The organism is Desulfosporosinus sp. SYSU MS00001 (assembly GCF_049943955.1).
Lineage (GTDB): Bacteria > Bacillota > Desulfitobacteriia > Desulfitobacteriales > Desulfitobacteriaceae > Desulfosporosinus.
In genome coordinates, this window is the sequence record NZ_JBNFTW010000003.1 from 125,071 (window position 1) to 145,093 (window position 20,023).

Genomic DNA, 20,023 nt, shown 5'->3' on the forward strand with positions numbered 1-20,023 from the left:
TATGAAAGTGCTGATACTTAATGGAAACCCAAAAGCAAAGAACGAGAGGTTCGAGGAATACATTCAGGAATTGGCTCTTGATTTGAAACAGAATGGTCATAATACCATTGTGTTAAATCTAAAGGAAATGGAAATAAACCGTTGTATTGGTTGTTATTCTTGTTGGCTAAAAACCCCCGGTAAATGTATTTTTAACGATGATGGTCCCCAAATATTAAAGGAATATTTGAAAGCGGATTTTGTACTATTTGCTTCGCCTATTATTATGGGTTTTATCAGCAGTTTGTTGAAAGGTGTACAAGAACGATGCTTGCCCCTGGTGCTTCCGTTTTTGTATGTTAAGAATGATAGAATGCAGCATATATCCAGGTATGAGAAGTATCCGGCAATTGCCTTGCTTCTTGACCATTCGGAAGATTATGATCAGGTCAGCGCCGAAATCATAGAAAAGGTCTTCCGGAGCAGTAACAGTCGTAAGTTTCTTTTTACGAAAACGATGAACAATAGTCCTGAGGAGGTCGCTTATGCAATTAACAGTATTTAACGGATCACCAAAGCTTGGGAAAAGTAATACAGAGCTAATGGTGAATGGGTTTCTTGAAGGCTTTGAGAAGACACTGGGTAATGGGTCCAGGGTGTTAAAACTTAATCAATTAAAATCTGTGAAGGAAGCTGTAAGCATAATTCAAGAGTCGGAGTATATATTTCTGGCCTTTCCTTTGTATTCTTATTCCATGCCGGCAGGTGTTAAGGAATTGATTGAAGAACTGGAACCTTTATGTGGGAATTGCGGCAATAAGAAGATAGGATTTCTAGTGCAATTTGGGTTTAGAGAGGCCATACACGCTCGGGCATTGGAGAAATATCTTGAGAAGGTAACTTCTCTCTTAAAAGGGGAATACTTAGGAACCATTATTAAAGGCGGTTGTGACGGACTGGCGAAAGAATTAAATTCTTCCCGCACTAAAAAAGTACTGAATGGAATCTCTGACATCGGCAAAGTCTTTGGAGAAACAGGCAAGTTCAGTCGAGATCTTCTGGATCAATATTCCAAGCCTGAGACTCAGACGATGCTTTCAAGAATCATGATGAAATCCTTTGTCAAGCTTGCCAATAAATATTACTGGGGAGCAGAGCTTAAGAAGAATGGGGTATTTGAAGAAAGCTATGTCCAGCCTTATATATCTGAATGATTGTAAATACTCTCCTGGACGTTTCCCTTTAAACTATTCAATACGCTGAACGTCAGATCGTTTAATTTTGACGATCTGACGTTCTCTATTTATATCTATTCTTGGAATAGATGGGTCGTTATCTATGAATTTAAAAACCGACTCGTCAGAGTCGGTATAGGGACTAACTGTTAAGCAATTTTGACTTTACCCGGTCCAAAAGGTTACTAGCGGTATCACATACCCCGACAGCCCCAAACCCAATTAATAACCCTTCGAGGAGACGTTCCTTTATAGTACCCTGTAAAAGCAAAAAACTGCTGATAAGGCCCAAAGGGATCGCAAAGAGATGGGCTGTTTTTCGGCTAACTCCATATTTTTCCAAAGTTTCTACGATACTATAAATAATTACTATAAGGACACTGATGTCTATCATTATCTTCACCCTATCAAAGAATACATCTAGTCCATCATATGCTCCGATAGGTAAAAGTGTGGACTACTTTTTCACACATGAACTGTTTGTTTTCTGGAAGTAAGATTCGTCTTTAGCTGTTGGTGTTTGGAAGCAACATGGTTCAGGTAAAGTGACAACAGGAAAGCACAGCTTACGAAACCTAAAATTAGGCTAATCACGCCCCCCCAGCCAAATGCTTGCCAGAAGGTACCACCGACGGTTCCTCCCGTACTCGAACCTGCATAATAGAAAAAGAGATAGAGCGACGAGGCTTGGGCTTTGTCACGAAGGGCTTGATGGCCAACCCAGCTGCTGGCGATAGAATGGCTGCCAAAAAAACCAAAGGTGAGGGATGCAATCCCGAGGATTTTAATGGCCAAAGATGTCTGTAGGGTGAGACAAGCTCCTAAAGCCATAAGCAATAATCCAATCCAAAGCATTTTGTTTCGGCCGTGTATATCTGCCTGACGGCCCATCCAAGTGGAACTAAACGTGCCGACAATATATAAGATGAAAATAAACCCAACGATGGTTTGACTCAGGGAATAGGGCGGGGCCATTAATTGAAATCCGATATAATTATAAAGTGTTACAAAACTTCCTAAAATAAAAAAGGCAATTCCATATAGACAAAGAAGGCTGGGATCTTTTAGATGGTCAATCATGGATTTTGTCAGCATTTTAATTTCCAGTGGGCGTGGTTGAAAATGTTTTGATGGCGGCAAGAGATAGCAGAAAAGCAAACTGGCCAGAACGCTTAAAATACCAACGGCGCCAAGGGCCACTCGCCAATTGAAGAGATCAGTCAAGATTCCAATTATAATCCGTCCGCTCATCCCACCAACTGAGATTCCGCTGACATAGAGCCCCATGGCAATTCCTAAGTCCCCACGTTCAATCTCTTCGCTGAGATAAGCCATGGCTACAGCGGGCAAACCTGCCAGTACGATGCCCTGAAGAACGCGAAAGAGAAGAAGCATATGATAATTTGGCACAAAAGCGGTGAACATGGCTAAAACCGAAGCCGAGACGAGAGAAAAAATCATCAGCGGCTTACGCCCTTTGACTTCTGACAAGGATCCAACAAAAAGCATACTAATGGCAAGCGCCATGGTTGTTAAAGAAAGGGATAAACTTGCTATTGCCGGGGAGATATGAAATTCCCGGGAAAACACTGGCAGTAGCGGTTGTGTACTGTACATAATGGCAAAGGTGTTAAAACCACCGAAAAACATGGCTAAGGTTGTTCTGCGAAAGGTTTTCGTTCCCTTTTTAATATAAGGTATTTCATTCATGAACGTTCACTCCAATAATTATTTCGCTTATTATCCTACACCTTGACACCTTATTACGTCTAATTTATAATTTGCATTAAATTAATAACTATCGGTAATGAATAATAAGACGGTAATTCGGATGATTTCGGAGAGGCGATTTTCATGGAATGGACACAATTTCAATATTTTCAAGTTGTAGCTCAACTACAGCATTTTACAAAAGCCGCAGAGACCCTGAATCTTTCCCAGCCGGCGTTGAGTCGCTCGATTGCCAGACTTGAAGGGGAACTGGGTGTTCCCTTGTTTGAACGACAGGGACGCACTGTAGTTCTAAATAGCTATGGCAGGATCTTTCTAAATCGAGTGAACCGCGCGATTCAGGAGATTACCTTAGGACAGCAGGAAATTGAGGATTTGATCGATCCTTTTCAAGGAAGTGTTTCTCTGGGATTCATCCATTCTCAGGGTTCGAATCTTGTCCCGGACTTACTGGGATCTTTTCGCAAAAACTTTCCAGAGGTCCGTTTCATGCTTTACCAAAATTTAACGAGTCAAGTCTTAGATCAATTAGAAGCTGGGGATATTGATTTCTGCTTTTGTGCTCGGCCTATAGCCCGTGAAAATGTTCATTGGATTCGGTTGTTCACTGAAGAGATTATTCTTATTGTTCCCCGTGAACATCCTCTAGCCCAACGAAAGACGGTTAAGCTTGCCGAATTATCGGAAGAACTTTTCATTGCTTTTAAAAAAGATGTATCCTTAGGAGAGATTATTGATCGACTTTTTCAGGAAGCTGGAATCACCCCCAAGGTAACTTTTGAGGGTGAAGAGATTGGAACGATTATGGGATTAGTGGCGGCAAAACTTGGGATTGCCCTTATTCCCAAGGTCAAGGCCTTTGATATGAGCGGACTATCCCAAGTCCATGTGTCAGCACCCCTGTGCCAGAGAGTCATAGGAATGGCCTGGGTTGAGGGACGATACCTTTCACCTGCCGCCAAACGTTTCAAAGAATTTGTGATGGAGCATTTTCTCCATGAAAAATAGGTTCTACTGGCTAAAGGGACTGCCCAAACTTGTTGGCGCCCTCATTGAGTTCCCACTTTCGTTTGCTTAATCCTTTAATAAAGGCGTTCCCGCTCCACTATACTAGTTATGCGAGAACGCCTTTGGCTATTTACCACTCACTTTGGATTTTTAGAGATAAGTTTCTAATCAGCCTCTTCTAAGCTGTCATTGACGATTAATGCACCATAATGCTGCAAGGGAGAAAGCGAGATGCTGGAGTCCGCAGAAAGAACAACTCCTGCTCTTCCGGGATAATATCTTAGGAATTGTTCAATGATTTCCTGAGACTTGGCTTTAATTATCACCGGTTTTCTAATAAATGATCCAAATTGACCAGCGAAATCCTCAATATCAAAGGTTTCTTGGATATCCCCAAAGTCCAGCAGGAGGTAATCAAAAGCATCGGACCGACATTCGCGGGCTAAGCCGGAGAAGTTACCATCAATTACTGAAGTCATCTCTTCTTGAGATAGTCTTTTAACTGTGTGTTCCTGGTCAGGGGAAAGTACGAGATGATTAAAGGCTGACGCAAGGGTCGGTGCGGATTTTAGGTTGATTTCCGGGATTTGGAGGCTAGTAAGAGATTTTCTTAGTTCGCAAATAAATTCCGGAGTAGTTCCGCAGCATCCGCCAATAAGCCGGACGCCATTTTCTAGATAATCTTTTGTATAGGAGGCAAATTGTTCCGGTGTTTGACGATAAACCAGCTCTCCCTTGATGAGTTCCGGCATGCCGGCGTTAGGTTTTACGCAAAGGGGAACGGAGGCAACAGAATACATTCTTTTTATAGGTTCAATTAAACTTTCCGGACCACCTGAGCAATTAGCCCCAACGATTGAAGCACCGAGGGACTGGCAGACGATGGCACAGGCTTCCGGTGAATTACCAAAGGTTGTCCGTCCATTGGCTTCAAAGGTCGCCGAAGCAATAATTGAAAGTTTTGTTGTTTCTTTTGCTGCCAAAATGGCTGCCCTTAATTCATTTAAATCAATAAAGGTCTCAAAGTTCACAAGGTCTGCTCCGGCATCTTCGATGGCTTTTAAGGATTCTTGGAAGACGTTGTAAGCTTCATCAAAACTTAAATCACCGGCAGGTTCCATTATTGAACCGGTAGGGCCCAACGATGCGGCTATATAGGTATGGTCGCCTACAGTCTCCCGTGCTAATTTAACGCCTGCTGCCACAAGTTCAGAGGTTTTGTCCTCCAGGCCATGTTTGCCCAGAGTAATTTTGTTGCCCGGAAATGTATTGGTTTGAATTATGTCTGAACCGGCATGCTGATATTCAGTATAGAGATTTTTCACAACGTCCGGATGTGATATATTCCACTCTTCGGAAGCCTCATGTCCGGTTAGGCCTTTCTTTTGGAGCATAACTCCTTTAGAGCCATCATATAATAAAACCCTTTCTTGAATTGATTTCAGAAAGTCATGCAAGGATTTAACCCCCTTCATAGATCAAATTTACGGTCGTCAATAATCTCAATACTAACTAAAATTGACTCTTTAGGCAACTAATATTTGATCCAATTGTAAGATTTCCACTTCAAGTGGAAGTGGCTCCCATTTTAAACGAGTTCACTCATTTTTTGACTCATTATATTTGCTTCAACTTAATAATAGTTTCATCAGAAAAGGTTACGATGGATCCGGCAATTTTCGTTGGACTTTCATAGTGCCTGAATAAAATAGCTGAAGAGGAAGACTAGGTTATCTAATCTTCCTCTTTTATAGTTAGACTCCTATCATTAAATTATTGGTTAACTTTCCGGCTTATCTCCGTTTCTTGTTTCACAGCAAGCGCGAGCTGAAGGAATTCACTCAGATAGCTAAAGCGAACTTGTTGATCAGGACTTATCATTGTTAGCAAACGCAGCTGAGGATGTTACTAAAATAGAATTTCCAAAAGCGAAATAAGCGATCCTTAGAGCTTCGGCAATCTCAGCATCACTAGTTCCTTGGGCCCTTAATTGATTGGCAATTGATGATACGCCTTGACTCGCTCCATGAGCAGCATCCAAAGCGAGAGCAATCAATAATTTTGTCTTTTGATCTAAAGCCCCCGGTGTCATGGCAGACGCAAAAACCTTTTCGATCGCTTGAGCAAAGTCCGGATCACTGGTTTCTAAAAACTTCAGATAGACAGGTAGTGACATGAAAATGCCTCCTTTATGTGTTTTGATTTTAATTAGTTTATCACAAAACAGGTGGAAGCCATAATAAAGGCTGAACCTTTCTGCTATTCCCTAAAATTAAGAACGAATGTCTGAAAGAGTATCCGTTATTTATCCAATGGTAAGACTCCCGCTTCACTGACATATTAGTTTATAAAATTTCCGAACAAGGCTTTAATCATGTTATTTATATTAAATGAGGCATTAATTGAGTTATTAGCAAAATTAATCGCGACTACATTGACAGAATAAAGGTCAAAGACTATACTTTGCAGGACTACCTAACGTTTGGTAGGCAATTAGTCAGGAGTGTTGCTGCAATGGAAACAAAGAAAAGACTTATGGATTCTGCCTTCAAATTGTTTGCTTATAAAGGAAACGAGTTTTCCTTATCCGAAGTGGCAAGCGAAGTTGGGATACAAAAGGCCTCTATTTATGCTCATTTTGCCAGTAAAGAAGAGCTGTTGTATGAGGTGATTGATCAAGAGATCAATCAATATTTTTTAGAAATCAATGAGCACTATCGGGATTTAAAAAGCATGTTTTTTATGATTTTGAATTATTATGATAGATCTCAAACGAAGCTGTATTTTTGGAAAAGGCTGCTTTTGTTTCCGCCGCAAGCCTTTGCGCAAACGTTGATTGCCAAAATACATACCTTATCTGAGGAGCGCTTTCAAATCGTCAAAGATATCATTCGGGCCAATATGAAGGAGGGGATTATTCGCAATCAAAATCCGGAAACAGTGGCTATTTCCTATATGGCTTTGATTCATGGCATCTTATCAAGCGTCATTATCTATCAAGCTGAAAATGTTACAGTTCATTTGGAAGAGATTTGGGAAAATTTCTGGAAGGGGATTTGCTAAGTACTAAGAGAAAATCCGTAAATTTTTGGAGGTCTAATTATTCATGGAGCTATATGTTCGCAATTTATTTTTGATGTCTGTTTTATTGTATGTACTGGGTGCCGCTGCTTCGGCTCTTATCTATTTCTTCAGGAAACCGGATAAAACTGGTATGACCGGCAGCTTCATGGTAAATGCCGTCTGTATTGTCGCTTCCGGTCTGGGAGGAGCCGCTGCTGTGGCTAAAATTTTGTTTGCAGTTAACCCACTTAAACTGATTAACCTATCGTCCGCTATCCCGTTCATATCTCTAGAGATGAACCTGGATAACCTTTCGGCCTATTTTGTTTTGGCCCTATCTGTCTTAGTGTTCAGCGTTTCCGTCTATTCTATCGGCTATCTTTCCCATTACAGCGGAAAAAGAAATATTGGACTTTTTAATTTGTTATATACAATGTTTATTCTTGCGATGATTGGAGTCCTGACTTCAGCCAATACAGTTTGCTTCTACATTTTTTGGGAAGCCATGTCTCTGTTTTCCTACTTCTTAGTAGTTTTCGAAGCGGAGAAAGAGGAAAACACCAAAGCAGGGACAGTGTATATCGTCATGACTCATATAGCCACAGCCCTGCTCCTCATTGGGTTTGTTATCATTTATAGTTATACAAAGTCCTTTGCGTTAAACGCAAACACGATGGCAACCCCTGGGATAGTTAAAAATATTGTGTTTGTGCTCTTCTTGATTGGTTTCGGAACGAAGGCCGGTGTTATCCCGCTGCATATTTGGCTGCCTCACGCCCACCCGGCGGCTCCCAGCAATGTTTCGGCGTTGATGTCGGGCATCATGATTAAGACGGCGATTTACGGACTGGTTCGTTTTGTGCTTTGTTATCTGGGTATCCAAAATACCTGGTGGGGAATTGTGATTTTAATCCTCGGCATTCTGTCTGCCGTTCTCGGCGTGGCCTATGCCTTGATGGAGCATAACATCAAGCGGCTTTTAGCTTTTCACAGCGTGGAAAATATCGGGATTATCCTGATCGGCTTGGGTGTTTCTTTTATCGCCTTTGCCCAGCATCATCAAATTGTCGGCGGGCTGGCCCTGACGGCAGCTCTTTTGCATACCTTTAACCATACGTTGTTTAAAGGCGGTTTGTTTCTCGGTGCCGGTGCTATTCAGTACGCAGCCCATACTAAAAATATTGAGGATTTAGGCGGCCTTATTAAAAAAATGCCGCTGACAGCCTTGTTTGTCCTATGTTTTTCGCTGGCAATATCGGCTATTGTCCCATTCAATGGCTTTGTCAGTGAATGGCTGACCTATCAATCACTTTTTGCCAATATCCTTCCTGAACATATCGGACTGAATTTCTTAGCTGTTTTAGCTGTGGCGGCACTTGCTTTGACAGGGGCTTTGGCTGCAGCTTGTTTTGTCAAACTTTTCGGCATATCTTTTTTAGGTCTGCCCCGAAGCGAGCAAGCAGCTAAAGCTCAAGATGTTCCGGCAACGATGACGCTAGGGATGGGAATACTTGCAGCCCTCTGCCTGGGCATTGGCCTTTTTCCATTAACGATGATAAAGCTTTTGGACAAGGTCGTTTTTAGTTTAGGCGGCGGTTCCATCTACGGTCAGCTTCAAGGAGGGTTTTTGCTGGCCTATTACCCCTTAACGATCTCAGTCAACAGCATATCTCCCCTTGCTTTTATCCTCGCATTGGGCGCTATCATTCTTCTTGCGCTCATCGTGATTAGAATTGTAGGTGGAAAATACATCGAGCGTAAATACGGGACTTGGGATTGTGGCTTTGAGGCTTTGAATTCCCGCATGCAATATAGTGCTACAGGTTTTTCCAAACCGATTAAGATTGTCTTTAGAGCCTTATTCAGGCCGATCCGCAAAACGATTGTTGAAGGGGATTCGCGGTATCATCCGGAAGCGATTATTTATTCCACTACCGTTACTTCAATTTTTGAAGATTACCTGTATGAACCTCTCTATAGGGCGCTGCTCAGGTTTTCCAAGAGGACAAAGTTTAGAGTTCAGACCGGCAGTATTCACAACTATCTCTTGTACATTTTTGCAATGGTCTTGTTGCTAATGTTATATAACCGCTTTGCTTAAGGATTAAAGTTTGTTAGGAAGGGGGAGATTGCGCAGTGAACAGTATTGTTTACCTCTTGATTCAATTATTAGTCATTTTACTCGTTGCACCTTTCGTTAACGGATTGATCAAAAAGGTTAAGGCCTTGAGCCAAAAAAGAAAAGGTGCTTCAGTTTTTCAGATGTATTTTGATCTGTACAAGCTTGTTAAAAAGAAGCCCGTCGTTTCGAACGTTTCTTCGTGGATTTTTCATGTGACTCCCTATATTGTCTTTGCGACGGCCCTGGCTGCGGCCCTGCTTGTTCCTGTTACTACGAAGATTCTGCCGCCGCAAATTCCTGGAGATTTTATTATGGTTGTTTCCATTTTGGCCCTCGGCAGGTTTTTTCTGATGATTGCTGCTCTGGACACGGCAAGTACCTTTGGCGGAATGGGCAGCAGCAGGGAGGCCATGATCTCTGCACTCATTGAACCGTCTATCCTGATCTCGATGTTCACGGTTGCCCTTATTTCCCGCTCAACCTCGCTGCCTCAGATCATGGAAACAGTTCAGAAAGTTGGGCTTCCCTTAGCCCATCCGGTCTATATCATGGTCGGCCTGGCCTTATTAATTATTATCCTTGCCGAGACCTGCCGCATACCGGTTGATGACCCGGCAACGCATCTGGAATTAACAATGGTTCATGAGGCAATGATTCTGGAGTATTCCGGGAGACATTTGGCCCTATTAGAATACGGTGCCGCAGTTAAACAGCTTGTTTTTATGACGTTGTTTGTGAATATTTTAATCCCCCAAGATCAGATGATTGGGTTCATGGGTTTGGGGGCTCTGATCCTTTCACTTCTTATTTATTTACTAAAGGTTATCCTGCTGGCTTTGGTCATGGGAATTATTGAGGTCAATACGGTAAAATTAAAACTTTTCAGCATACCTAATCTGGCCGCCCTGTCCTTTATTCTTGCATTTTTAGGTGTTTTACAGTTTTTGATCCTGGGAGGTAAGCATGTCTAATTTGGCTGTGAATTCTAATTTGTTAGAAACTCTATCGGTCTTAATCTTATTATCTTCCTTCGTCCTGATGGCTAATAAAAGAATCAATTCCTACATTAAAACCTTTCGGATCCAGTCGTTCCTGATCGCTTTAGCCGCCGGCATCATGGGGCTCCAAAGTCTGATGAGCGAGGGGCGGTGGGATTTCCTGGTGGTGTGCCTGCTCATCATGATCCTTAAGGTTCTTTATATTCCTAGCATGTTGAACAAAACGTATAAGAATGTCAGCTACAAAGTTGAAAAAGACTTCATTTTAAATATTCCTATCCTCGTCCTGCTCTGCTGCGGACTCGTTGTGTTTTCTTACTTCACCTTGTCAGGGGTTGACGGGATTAGTCAGGACGTTTTAAACATGCAGCTTGTCAACTCGGTCTCTGTGATTTGGATTGGTCTATTATTTATGATCAGCCGTAAGAAAGCGATCGGCCAGATCATTGGCTTTTTGGTCATCGAAAACGGTCTTTATATCACCGCGATGTACTCAACTCAAGGGATGCCTTTTATCGTTGACCTGGGTATCTTTATTGACCTTCTTACCTTTGTGTTGATTATGGGTGTTATGACGTTTCGTATCAATGAAAAATTTGATTCCATTGATACAGATCAACTGAATAACCTGAAAGGATAAGATACAAAGATGGGCATTTTACTCCTGATCGTACCTTTAATTGCAGTCCTGTTGTTATTAGCTGTCAAACAAAGCCAATTCCGGCATGCCATAAGCGTTGGGGCTTCAAGTTTGATGCTGATCCTGGCCTTAAGCCTGAATCGTGAGGTGCTGCTTCACGGCAGTGTTCAATACACTTCTTACGGTTTCTTCTACGTTGATGCTTTAAGTGTGATTGTTTTGGACATTGTGTTGATCATTGGTTTTATGGCAGCCATTTTTTCGCTTGGTTATTTAGAGGAGGAAATCAAGCACGCTAAACTTAAACGCGAAAGACTGGGCCTCTATTATAGTCTGATGTATACCTTCATTTTCACAATGGTGCTTGCTTTAACAGTGAAAAATATGGGCCTGATGTGGATTGCCATTGAGGCTACAACCTTATCTTCAGCCTTTTTGGTCGGGTTTTATAATGATAAACATGCTTTGGAAGCTGCCTGGAAGTATGTGATCCTCTGTTCGGTGGGAATTGCCATAGCCTTACTGGGGATCATCCTGCTTCATCTCTCCTCAGCCGGTGTTCTGAACAGTAGCTCATTTTTAGACTGGACTGCTTTATATGCTAAGGCATCTTCGCTAAAAAGCTCTGTTTTGCGGCTGGCCTTTATTTTTATTCTCATTGGTTTTGGTACGAAAGCCGGTCTTGCTCCGATGCATAACTGGCTTCCAGACGCACATAGTCAAGCCCCTTCCCCAATCAGTGCTTTGCTGTCCGGGGTCCTCTTGAACACTGCCCTGTACGGGATTATTCGTGCGGCAGTTATCGTCAATCATAATCAGGGAGGCAGCAGCTTTACCGGAAGGCTTCTCATCGGTATTGGGATTTTATCCATTGCCACGGCGGCAGTCTTCATTCTAACCCAGAAAGACTACAAAAGACTCCTGGCCTATTCCAGTATCGAACATATGGGAATTATTGTTGTTGCCATGGGCCTATACTCTCCCTTGTCCGTTTTCGGAGGGCTCATGCACATGATCAATCACTCTCTGACCAAATCGATGCTGTTTTTTTCATCGGGTAATATTTTGCAAAAATATGACACCAAACAGATTTCCAAGCTCAAAGGAGTCCTGAAAATAATGCCGGTAACGGGGACGGTCTTTCTGCTGGGCTTGTTTGCCATTGCCGGCACTCCGCCCTTCAGTGTCTTTGCTAGTGAGTTAAGCATTGTGGTTGCTGTATTCAGCGGTCCCTGCAAATGGGTTGGGGTGATTTTTGTCTTGCTTTTGGCCGCAGTGTTTGCAGGGATTGCCGTAACGTTACTGAAGATCTTTTATGGTGAACCGGGTGACGAGAACCTGCAGGCCGGTGAAGTAAATCTACCGGGGATCGTTTGCCTGGTCATTCTGCTGGTTGGTATTGCAGTCAGCGGCCTTTATCTGCCGGGAGATCTAAAAGAACTCATCACAAAGGCTCAAGGTATCATTCTTGGAACATAGGTTTATGAGGGGCTGGCAGTACACTTCAAAAGTATACCGGAGGAATGCCGGAATAGGAGGACACGAATGGTGATGACATCGAATTTTAAAGGGGACCTTGAGCGCAAATTTTCTCACAAGTTTTTTTCCGGCCAGCAATTTTCAGAGATCGCCTTTCCGCTGACTGTGAAAGGATCAACTAATAATTCCCAAGTCACATTGGGTTCTGATAAAGATAATGGGAAGCATGTCAGCTTCAGCGACCACGATGATAAAGTTTCGCAGGAACAGGATAATGTCTTTTATCTTGAAGCACCTCTGGAAAAGATCAAAGAGATTTGCTGCTATATTCAGGAACTTGGCTGTCCGCTCGTCTTAATGTTTGCCAATGACGAACGAAGTTTCCAAGCGGGTTATGCTGTATATTATGTCTTTGCGGTTAGAGAAGAGGGAATGCTTCTAGTGATTAAAACTAAAGCAGACCCGGAAAATATGGAGATACCCTCAATTAGCAATCATGTCCATGCTGCCTCAGGGTATGAACGTGAAATTCAGGACTTGTTTGGAATTGTGTCGGTTGGGCATCCCGACGCTAAACGACTCGTCTTTCACGGCAATTGGCCCCAAGGAGTGTATCCTCTGCGCAAGGATTTTGCTGTTGGTCAGAAACCAGATTTTGCTCAGGAAAAAATCCGCTTTCAGGAAGTAGCGGGCGAAGGTGTTTATGAGATCCCCGTCGGTCCGGTACACGCCGGGATTATCGAGCCCGGTCACTTCCGGTTTAGTGTTGCGGGTGAACCGATCATCAATCTCGAAGCCCAGTTGTATTATGTTCATAAAGGGATTGAAAAATTAGCTGAAGGTCAAAGTATGGAAAAGTGCCTGTTCATTGCCGAACGGATCTCAGGAGATGAGACCTTTGCCAATTCGCTGGCCTATTGCCAGGCGATTGAAGAAATCTCTGAGATGAAAATTCCCGTCAGAGCAGCATATACCAGAGTTCTCTTTGCTGAACTGGAGAGACTCACCAGTCACTTAGGCGATCTTGGCGGAATTTGTCTCGACGCAGGTTACGGTTTTGCCAACTTTCAGTTTCAAATGATGAGAGGCTGGGCTTATTCCGTCGCCGATGAGCTCTGCGGTATGCGGTTTTTAAGAAGTGTCAATAAACTGGGCGGAGTCAGAAAGGATTTCGTGTCCGGCAAAGAAGCTAGGCTAATAGAGCTGCTGTTAAACATCCGGTCCGAACTTGAAGATACCGTAAATATTATTAAATCAAATAGTATGTTTATCGACAGGGTAGAAAACACAGGTATTTTGGAAACAAAAATAGCCGTGGATTTGAATGCTGTCGGACCGGGAGGACGGGCGTCAGGGATACGTTACGATGTTCGCAAAGCGTTCCCCTATGCGGCTTATCCGAGCCTGGAATTTAAGGTCCCTGAACACAACAATGGTGATATCAACTGCAGGATGAATACTAAAATTGAAGAGTGTTTTGAAGCAATAAACTTAATGATTCAGGCTATTGAAGGGATGCCGGAGGGGAAGGTTTGTGAACCGATCGCGGAGGTTAAGCCCTATCGTTTCGCTTTCGGGCTAACCGAAGCTCCGCGGGGTGAAACTATTCACTGGGTGATGACCGGAGAGAATAATACCCTTTACCGTTATAAAATCAGAACGCCTTCCTTTTGCAACTGGCCTGCTCTCTGCCATGCTGTTAAGGGAAATATCGTCCCGGATTTTCCACTGATTAATAAGAGTTTCAATCTTTCCTATGCCGGAAATGATTTGTAGTCATTTTGCTACCCTGGGAATTTTATAAAAAGCAAGGAAGATAGATATGTTCAATACTTTGAAGAAAATTATCAAATATCCAAGGCTGACGCAGGATTATCCCAATAGAAGCCTTAATCCCGCTTCGTTTCTGGGCCAAACGGAGATAGATACGGCGAAATGTAATTTCTGCGGTGAATGTGCCTCACATTGTCCTTCTCATGCCATTGGCCTTGATAAAAGTGCCCGAAGCATTGGCATCGACTACGCAAAGTGTATCTTTTGTATTCAGTGCGAGGAGATTTGCCCGGTTGGTGCAGTCCAAACGACTAACAAATTTGAACTGGCCGTAAAGGATAAGGTAACGCTGAATAATCATGCTTTATGTACTAATGCCTTAAGGGATACGCCTTTAAGTAATAAGAACAACGATGAATCTGTTAATAAGACTGCTGTAATTAAAGAAGATAATTTAGGAAACACCTCCTACGAAACTATTTGCAGTGATTTACAAGCAACTATCAAGAAGATTTTTGGCCGAAGTCTCCAAATCAGGGAGGTCGATGCCGGATCTTGTAATGGCTGTGATTACGAAATTAATGCTTTGAATAATCCGTTTAACGATCTGGAAAGGCTCGGGATAAGCTTTGTTGCCTCGCCGCGGCATGCTGATATGTTGTTGGTAACAGGAACCGGAACTAGAAATATGCAGCAGGCTTTGGTTAAAACCTATGAAGCAACGCCTGATCCCAAGCTTGTTGTCGCCGTGGGTGCCTGTGCCTGCAGCGGAGGAATTTTCAGAGATACTTATGCCACAAATAATGGCATTGATTCACTGGTACCTGTGGACGTCTATATCCCGGGATGCCCGCCGAGACCGCAGGCGATCATCTATGGAATCCTAAAAGCCATAGATAGAGTTAAGTAAAGATAGTTAATATAAAGAGAATTGAATAGAGAGAATTCCATGACCGGGTTTATAAATAATAGAAAGGGCCGTTAAAGTACGAACGAAACGTTCATTCTTCAACGGCTCTTTTGTCCGATCAGAAATTATGACCATCTATTAACGTTTGCCCCGGTATAAGTAGAACCAATCACTTCAAAGCCGCTCAGATTCGAAGAAGCCGGATCTTCCTTCCGTGTTTGAATAGATTTATCTAATCGTAAGACTCCCACTTCTATAAGCGGGAGTAATCCCCATACCTTGCTTCGGTAGGGATAGAATTCATCCTTCAGCGCGATAGAATTTGTTATGGGCTAGGCGCTTTCGTCCCCGAAGCCCCGATGTTCAGCTTTAGCTGAACGAGTTCACTAAATGAGCGGCCGAAAGATTAAAATCTGTTTTTAAATATCTTTCGTGATGTTCAAAACTTAATTTTTCCGGCGGCAGACAGAATAAAACTTAAGCTCAAACTCAATATAGAACAGATTAAAGCCAACTCTGAGAGAGCGACTATATAGGTAGTGTAATGGGTTACCTTCTCGACATAACCGTAGGTATTAACACCCAGAGAGATTCCGAGAATTGAAAGCATAAAAAGTATTAAGTAAAGAACAACGAGTCCCTGGGTTGCTCCTTTAATGTCTGCCCAACTTAAAGCCATGTGAGATGAAATGCAAATGGCAATGAACAAAAAAATCCAGAAATTTAGGCTTAATACATGATTTAGGGTAAAAAGGCTCTTCATTAGCACAAGAGTGCCCTTGAAGAATTCTTTGAAAAAAGTCAGGTCAGAAGGTTGAGACAGTCCGTTTGTTTTCCAATAAAGTTCAAAGGCCTTAAATGAATTTGGCAAGAAAAAGTGCAGACAAAGAAACAAAACGCCAATCCCGCTAAGGAGAGGTGCTATGCCAATAAAAAAATTGCCAACTGATTGATAGATACTCCTGCGATTATAAGAATGAGAGACATACCCGAGGGTACCATTTGTGCGATTAATTTTTAGTAATTTCAGGTCGGTAATTTTATGACCAAAAATAAGGCACATTAAGGCATGTCCCAGTTCGTGCACCGGAGTGCCCAGCCAGGCAGTCACTAAAATTGCTTTATAGCCAAAGGCAGTGAAGAAATTTTGGTTTGCTTTACGTTCCAGGATGCCTAATATCAGTCCGATGACAAGCAACGGTCCGACAAGACTGATTAATTCAAGGAAGCTGATTTTAAGGGCTCCCGCTAATAATTGTTCCATTTTTTATCTCTCTCATAGTTCAATTAATGTTTTCACGGAAAACTTTATCCTTACAATAAGCCTAAACGAATTTCAATTAGGCTATACTTTTAGAGCTGCTCTTAGAGCTTTCTGTATACTTGCTTTTTGCTTCAGGCCGTGTTGTTAAATAAACGCCTGAAATGACGATGGCGGCTCCTATAAGTTTAAAGAGAGTGACAGATTCGCCTAAGATGGTCACAGACTGAATAATCGTAAAGATCGGTACCAGATTCACAAAAATAGCTGTTCGGGGGGCCCCAATCTGTTGAATTGCGACCATCTGAATGAGATAGCCCAGCACTGAGGCGAAAATACTCATATAGAGAATAGAAAGCCAGCCGCTAGCTGAGGTTGAAGCTAGATAAGCAGAAGGCTTTTCCCACAAGAAGAAAGGGAAGGAAATGATTACGCAGATCAAAAAAGTATAAGCAGTTACCATCAGCGGAGATAAGTTATATCGTTTCATAAAACGGCGGCTGAGTAATGAATAAACAGCAAAACAACAAACGGCGACCAGCATAACAATGTCACCTTTATTGAAACGCATTTGGGAAATTAATTGCAGGTCTCCATTGGTAATGACAAGGAAAACTCCCAAAAACGATAAAATTAAACCCAATAACCGGGAAGGCGTTAATCGTTCAGCAAAGAACAATACGGCTAAAAAGGTTGTGACTATGGGATTCATAGCCCCGATAAGTGATGAATTTATAGCTGAGGTATATTTCAAGGATGTGAAAAATAAGGAGTGATAGCAAAATGTCCCGATGAAGCCGAGCAGAAGAAGCGGCAGCCATTGTTTGCCGCGGGGTATGCGGTTGCCAGGCTCTCGGAGGTAGAGAATTGCGAAAATAAATGGCAAGGCAAAGAGAAAACGAAAGAATGTAAGGGCAAAGGGTGGAAATTCTCCTACGGCTATTTTACCGGTAATAAAAGCACCCGACCAAAAAATAGATGTCAGCACCATTAAAAGGTGAACCTTTTTATCAGACAATACCAGCGCTCCTCTCTAACTGACTTCAGATTTAAATAATAAACCAATTATAGACTAAGCTTGAAAAATATCAAGGAACGAGATGCAAATAGTTGTTCATCAAGCGAGGCATCGTTCTCATCTTTGAGACAAATCAGCGGCGGAACTATTTTGTCAATTGATTGTTTGAGAGTATAATTAGTTAACTAACTAAAATAATTAATCAGGGGTGTGACTAGATACCATGAAAGTAATTGCCGTCAATGGAAGTCCAAGAAAAACATGGAACACTGCTACACTATTGCATAAAGCTCTTGAAGGTGCTGAGTCGGCCGGAGCCCAAACGGAGATCGTACATTTATATGACTTGAATTTTAAAGGTTGTATCAGCTGTTTTGCCTGTAAACGGAAAAACACCAAGAACGCCGGACATTGTGCCGTACAAGATGATTTAAAAAATGTTCTGGAGAAAGTCTTAGCAGCCGACGTCCTCCTCATCGGCTCCCCCATCTATTTTGGGAATGTTACCGCCGAGATACGTGCTTTTTTGGAACGCCTGTTATTTTCCAACCTTTCCTATAATGAAGGGCATCGATCTGTTTTTCAAGGTAAGTTAGCATCGGGTTTTATCTATACCATGAATGTTCCCGAGGAAGTTTTGCAACAAGTTAAGTACGAAGAAAATGTCTTTCAGCCTAACAAAAACTTGCTGCAATTACTTGGAGGACCCTCTGAATTCATGATTTCTGCGGATACCTACCAATTTGATGATTATTCCAAGTACGAGGCCTCTATGTTTAATGTCAAACACAAGGCTCAAGTGAAAGCCGAACGATTCCCAATTGATTGCCAGAAAGCTTTTGACATGGGAGTTCGCTTAGTAAGGAGCTAAATTTAAGGGATTAGTTATTCTGTTCACTTGCATAGAAAAAATAGTTTCTTTTAAATGTTCTCGTTATCATAGCCATTTCAGAGATTGTAATTTGTAAGAACTTATCTTTGGATTGAATTTGAAACGAATAGAAATAACAAATGTGACGCCAATCACCTGTAATGGCGTCACATTTGTTATTTTGACAAAAATAGCGATGGGCGGGAGGGAACTTAAGAAGATCTGGCGAAGAAGGAAGGATGACGAATGTAACGTTGTTTCCCCGGGGAGAAAAGAAAATGAGGAGTGTTGCAATTGCTGGCTAATAAACGCTATCTGGGGACCTCACTGGCGGCACAGATGATTTTGGTTCCTATCTTGCTTACAATAGGGCTTATCGTTGTTTCGTCAATCACGGAGAGACTAAGGTTGTATGAGCTTGGTCAGGATGGGAACAATTTGATCCTTTTAATGATTGCTGCTCTTGGCTCGCTGATTGTGGGCGGTTGTGTAGGCTATAGTTTTGAGAGATTGTCCAAGCATAAGCCCGACTCAGCCAAGGAAAGGTATCTTCCAGCCCTTGTGCCGATTATTTATGCCTTGATTTTTGCAATTCCGGCCCTGTCTTTCTCCCATGGTAATTTCAATTCCGGCTGGTGGGGAGTGTATAGTCTCAAGAACCCAGTGTTTTTCATATTTGATGTAGGTCTTGCTCTTACAGGACTCGGATTCATCATCCCAGTCTCAGAACTTATGGGGTATACCGGGTTTCTCGGGGGAATCCTTATATATGAAGGAAACCTGAAGAAAATGCAAGACCGTTCTCTGTCAAGAAACTTTAAAGGCGCCGTAGGATTGCTTTGTTTATTAGTCCTTGCCTTTTCTCTCACTGCGACAAGAACTGTAATTGATAATGGCTCAACAGAATTGCTTTATGGAAAGTCAACTGTTGGCAATGATTTAACGGAATTTGACTTGCTGCAGAAAGCCCCGTTCAAGGTTAACAACGGGCTTGCCAAGCTAAGTAAACCAGCCAGTTTACAATTTACCGACCTCAATACCATGCCGCGTCTTGACGGCGCGACAGCAGCTTATCCGGTTTATGCGGCGTTTGCGGAAGCGGTTTATAAGGGGCTAGGTGATTACTATAAGGTCAATACGAGTACCAGCAATATCAATGAAGGGAAAGATCTTTCAGATGCTTTTGTGTCCAGCGATAAGTTCCCTCTTGATATCGTGAAATGCACCAAAACTGACGGAGCCTACGAGCGGTTAATAGCGGGTCAGACTGATATTATTTTTGTTGCGGAACCGTCGAAGGCTCAGAGTGAAGAGATTAAGGCTAAAGGAGATGATTTTGTCTTAACACCTATTGGGAGTGAGGCCTTTGTCTTTTTTACTAACGCTCAAAACCCTGTCGACAATTTAAGCTTAAAACAGATTCAAGATATTTACTCTGGAAAAATCACCCGCTGGCGTGACGTTGGCGGGCCGTGGAGTAAAATTCTGCCATATCAGCGCCCTGAAAATTCTGGGAGTCAAACGATTATGCAGAATAGAGTAATGAAGGGCATTAAAATGCTGGAACCAACGAAAGAAACCTATGCGGGTGGTATGGGCGAGGTGATAAGTCATGTTGCGAGCTATAAAAATGCCAAAAATTCTTTGGGTTATACCTTTATGTATTACGCGACCCAAATGATTAAAAACAAGCAGATTAAGTACCTGGCGATTAATGGGATTAAACCAACCCCCGAAACTGTACGCAACAAAACCTATCCTTTTACAGTTCCGGTGTACGCTGTGACTTTAAAATCGAATACGAAGGAACGAGTTTGTGATTTTTTACTATGGGTTGTATCTGCGGAAGGTCAAAGTCTTATCGAAAAAACAGGCTATGTGCCGGCCATAGCTGTGGATTCAAAAAATTGCAGTTCCTAGGTTTTATTTTCTTCT

At 42.4% G+C, this 20,023-nt stretch carries 18 protein-coding genes; 12 read left to right on the plus strand and 6 right to left on the minus strand.

Annotated features, from left to right (window positions below; genetic code table 11):
* Nucleotide 1: 1 nt before the first annotated feature.
* Together ACPUYX_RS07060 and ACPUYX_RS07065 are read left to right on the plus strand one after the other, a co-directional pair.
* Nucleotides 2-544: a flavodoxin family protein gene (locus ACPUYX_RS07060; protein ID WP_426379030.1), complete on the plus strand. Its 543-nt coding sequence runs from the start codon at nucleotides 2-4 to the stop codon at nucleotides 542-544.
* Nucleotides 525-1,193 (plus strand): hypothetical protein, encoded by a 669-nt coding sequence (locus ACPUYX_RS07065; RefSeq protein ID WP_426379031.1) that lies wholly within the window; start codon nucleotides 525-527, stop codon nucleotides 1,191-1,193. Before ACPUYX_RS07060 ends, ACPUYX_RS07065 begins: the two co-directional genes overlap by 20 nt.
* 163 nt (nucleotides 1,194-1,356) lie before the next feature.
* Here the strand turns inward: ACPUYX_RS07065 and ACPUYX_RS07070 are convergent, their stop codons facing one another.
* Nucleotides 1,357-1,608, minus strand: coding sequence for a hypothetical protein (locus ACPUYX_RS07070; RefSeq protein WP_426379032.1), 252 nt, complete (start codon nucleotides 1,606-1,608; stop codon nucleotides 1,357-1,359).
* Between the two features lie 71 nt (nucleotides 1,609-1,679).
* Complete coding sequence (locus ACPUYX_RS07075) at nucleotides 1,680-2,924, minus strand: MFS transporter (protein WP_426379033.1); 1,245 nt, start codon at nucleotides 2,922-2,924, stop codon at nucleotides 1,680-1,682.
* Nucleotides 2,925-3,068: 144 nt separating this feature from the next.
* Here ACPUYX_RS07075 and ACPUYX_RS07080 point away from each other — a divergent pair, with 144 nt between their 5' ends.
* Nucleotides 3,069-3,953 (plus strand): LysR family transcriptional regulator, encoded by an 885-nt coding sequence (locus tag ACPUYX_RS07080; protein WP_426379034.1) that lies wholly within the window; start codon nucleotides 3,069-3,071, stop codon nucleotides 3,951-3,953.
* Nucleotides 3,954-4,117: 164 nt separating this feature from the next.
* Here ACPUYX_RS07080 and ACPUYX_RS07085 read toward each other — a convergent pair whose 3' ends face one another.
* Together ACPUYX_RS07085 and ACPUYX_RS07090 are read right to left on the minus strand one after the other, a co-directional pair.
* Nucleotides 4,118-5,410: a homocysteine S-methyltransferase family protein gene (locus ACPUYX_RS07085; RefSeq protein WP_426379035.1), complete on the minus strand. Its 1,293-nt coding sequence runs from the start codon at nucleotides 5,408-5,410 to the stop codon at nucleotides 4,118-4,120.
* 410 nt (nucleotides 5,411-5,820) lie between these two features.
* Nucleotides 5,821-6,129 (minus strand): carboxymuconolactone decarboxylase family protein, encoded by a 309-nt coding sequence (locus ACPUYX_RS07090; protein ID WP_426379036.1) that lies wholly within the window; start codon nucleotides 6,127-6,129, stop codon nucleotides 5,821-5,823.
* Between the two features lie 338 nt (nucleotides 6,130-6,467).
* On the opposite strand from ACPUYX_RS07090, the gene ACPUYX_RS07095 reads away from it, so the two are divergent.
* From ACPUYX_RS07095 to nuoB, 7 genes are all read left to right on the plus strand, one after another.
* Nucleotides 6,468-7,016, plus strand: coding sequence for a TetR/AcrR family transcriptional regulator (locus tag ACPUYX_RS07095; RefSeq protein WP_088228341.1), 549 nt, complete (start codon nucleotides 6,468-6,470; stop codon nucleotides 7,014-7,016).
* A gap of 43 nt (nucleotides 7,017-7,059) precedes the next feature.
* A complete protein-coding gene (locus ACPUYX_RS07100) occupies nucleotides 7,060-9,117 on the plus strand; it encodes a proton-conducting transporter membrane subunit (protein ID WP_426379037.1) in 2,058 nt (685 codons plus the stop codon).
* Nucleotides 9,118-9,152: 35 nt separating this feature from the next.
* On the plus strand, nucleotides 9,153-10,109 hold the full coding sequence (locus ACPUYX_RS07105; RefSeq protein ID WP_426379038.1) for a respiratory chain complex I subunit 1 family protein: 957 nt from the start codon (nucleotides 9,153-9,155) through the stop codon (nucleotides 10,107-10,109).
* A complete protein-coding gene (locus ACPUYX_RS07110) occupies nucleotides 10,102-10,776 on the plus strand; it encodes a hydrogenase (protein WP_426379039.1) in 675 nt (224 codons plus the stop codon). Before ACPUYX_RS07105 ends, ACPUYX_RS07110 begins: the two co-directional genes overlap by 8 nt.
* A 9-nt stretch (nucleotides 10,777-10,785) precedes the next feature.
* Complete coding sequence (locus tag ACPUYX_RS07115) at nucleotides 10,786-12,255, plus strand: hydrogenase 4 subunit F (protein ID WP_426379040.1); 1,470 nt, start codon at nucleotides 10,786-10,788, stop codon at nucleotides 12,253-12,255.
* Between the two features lie 66 nt (nucleotides 12,256-12,321).
* Entirely contained in the window at nucleotides 12,322-14,031 is a 1,710-nt protein-coding gene (locus tag ACPUYX_RS07120; RefSeq protein ID WP_426379041.1) for an NADH-quinone oxidoreductase subunit C, read from the plus strand.
* Nucleotides 14,032-14,077: 46 nt separating this feature from the next.
* Nucleotides 14,078-14,938, plus strand: coding sequence for an NADH-quinone oxidoreductase subunit NuoB (gene nuoB / locus ACPUYX_RS07125; protein ID WP_426379042.1), 861 nt, complete (start codon nucleotides 14,078-14,080; stop codon nucleotides 14,936-14,938).
* A gap of 439 nt (nucleotides 14,939-15,377) precedes the next feature.
* Here nuoB and ACPUYX_RS07130 read toward each other — a convergent pair whose 3' ends face one another.
* Nucleotides 15,378-16,202 carry a hypothetical protein gene (locus tag ACPUYX_RS07130; RefSeq protein ID WP_426379043.1) on the minus strand — a complete coding sequence of 275 codons (825 nt, stop codon included), beginning with the start codon at nucleotides 16,200-16,202 and terminating at the stop codon, nucleotides 15,378-15,380.
* Between the two features lie 76 nt (nucleotides 16,203-16,278).
* Nucleotides 16,279-17,217 carry a DMT family transporter gene (locus ACPUYX_RS07135; protein WP_426379044.1) on the minus strand — a complete coding sequence of 313 codons (939 nt, stop codon included), beginning with the start codon at nucleotides 17,215-17,217 and terminating at the stop codon, nucleotides 16,279-16,281.
* Nucleotides 17,218-17,440: 223 nt separating this feature from the next.
* On the opposite strand from ACPUYX_RS07135, the gene ACPUYX_RS07140 reads away from it, so the two are divergent.
* On the plus strand, nucleotides 17,441-18,088 hold the full coding sequence (locus ACPUYX_RS07140; RefSeq protein WP_426379045.1) for a flavodoxin family protein: 648 nt from the start codon (nucleotides 17,441-17,443) through the stop codon (nucleotides 18,086-18,088).
* A 294-nt stretch (nucleotides 18,089-18,382) separates the two neighbouring features.
* Nucleotides 18,383-20,008, plus strand: coding sequence for a PstS family phosphate ABC transporter substrate-binding protein (locus ACPUYX_RS07145; RefSeq protein WP_426379046.1), 1,626 nt, complete (start codon nucleotides 18,383-18,385; stop codon nucleotides 20,006-20,008).
* Nucleotides 20,009-20,023: the final 15 nt, after the last annotated feature.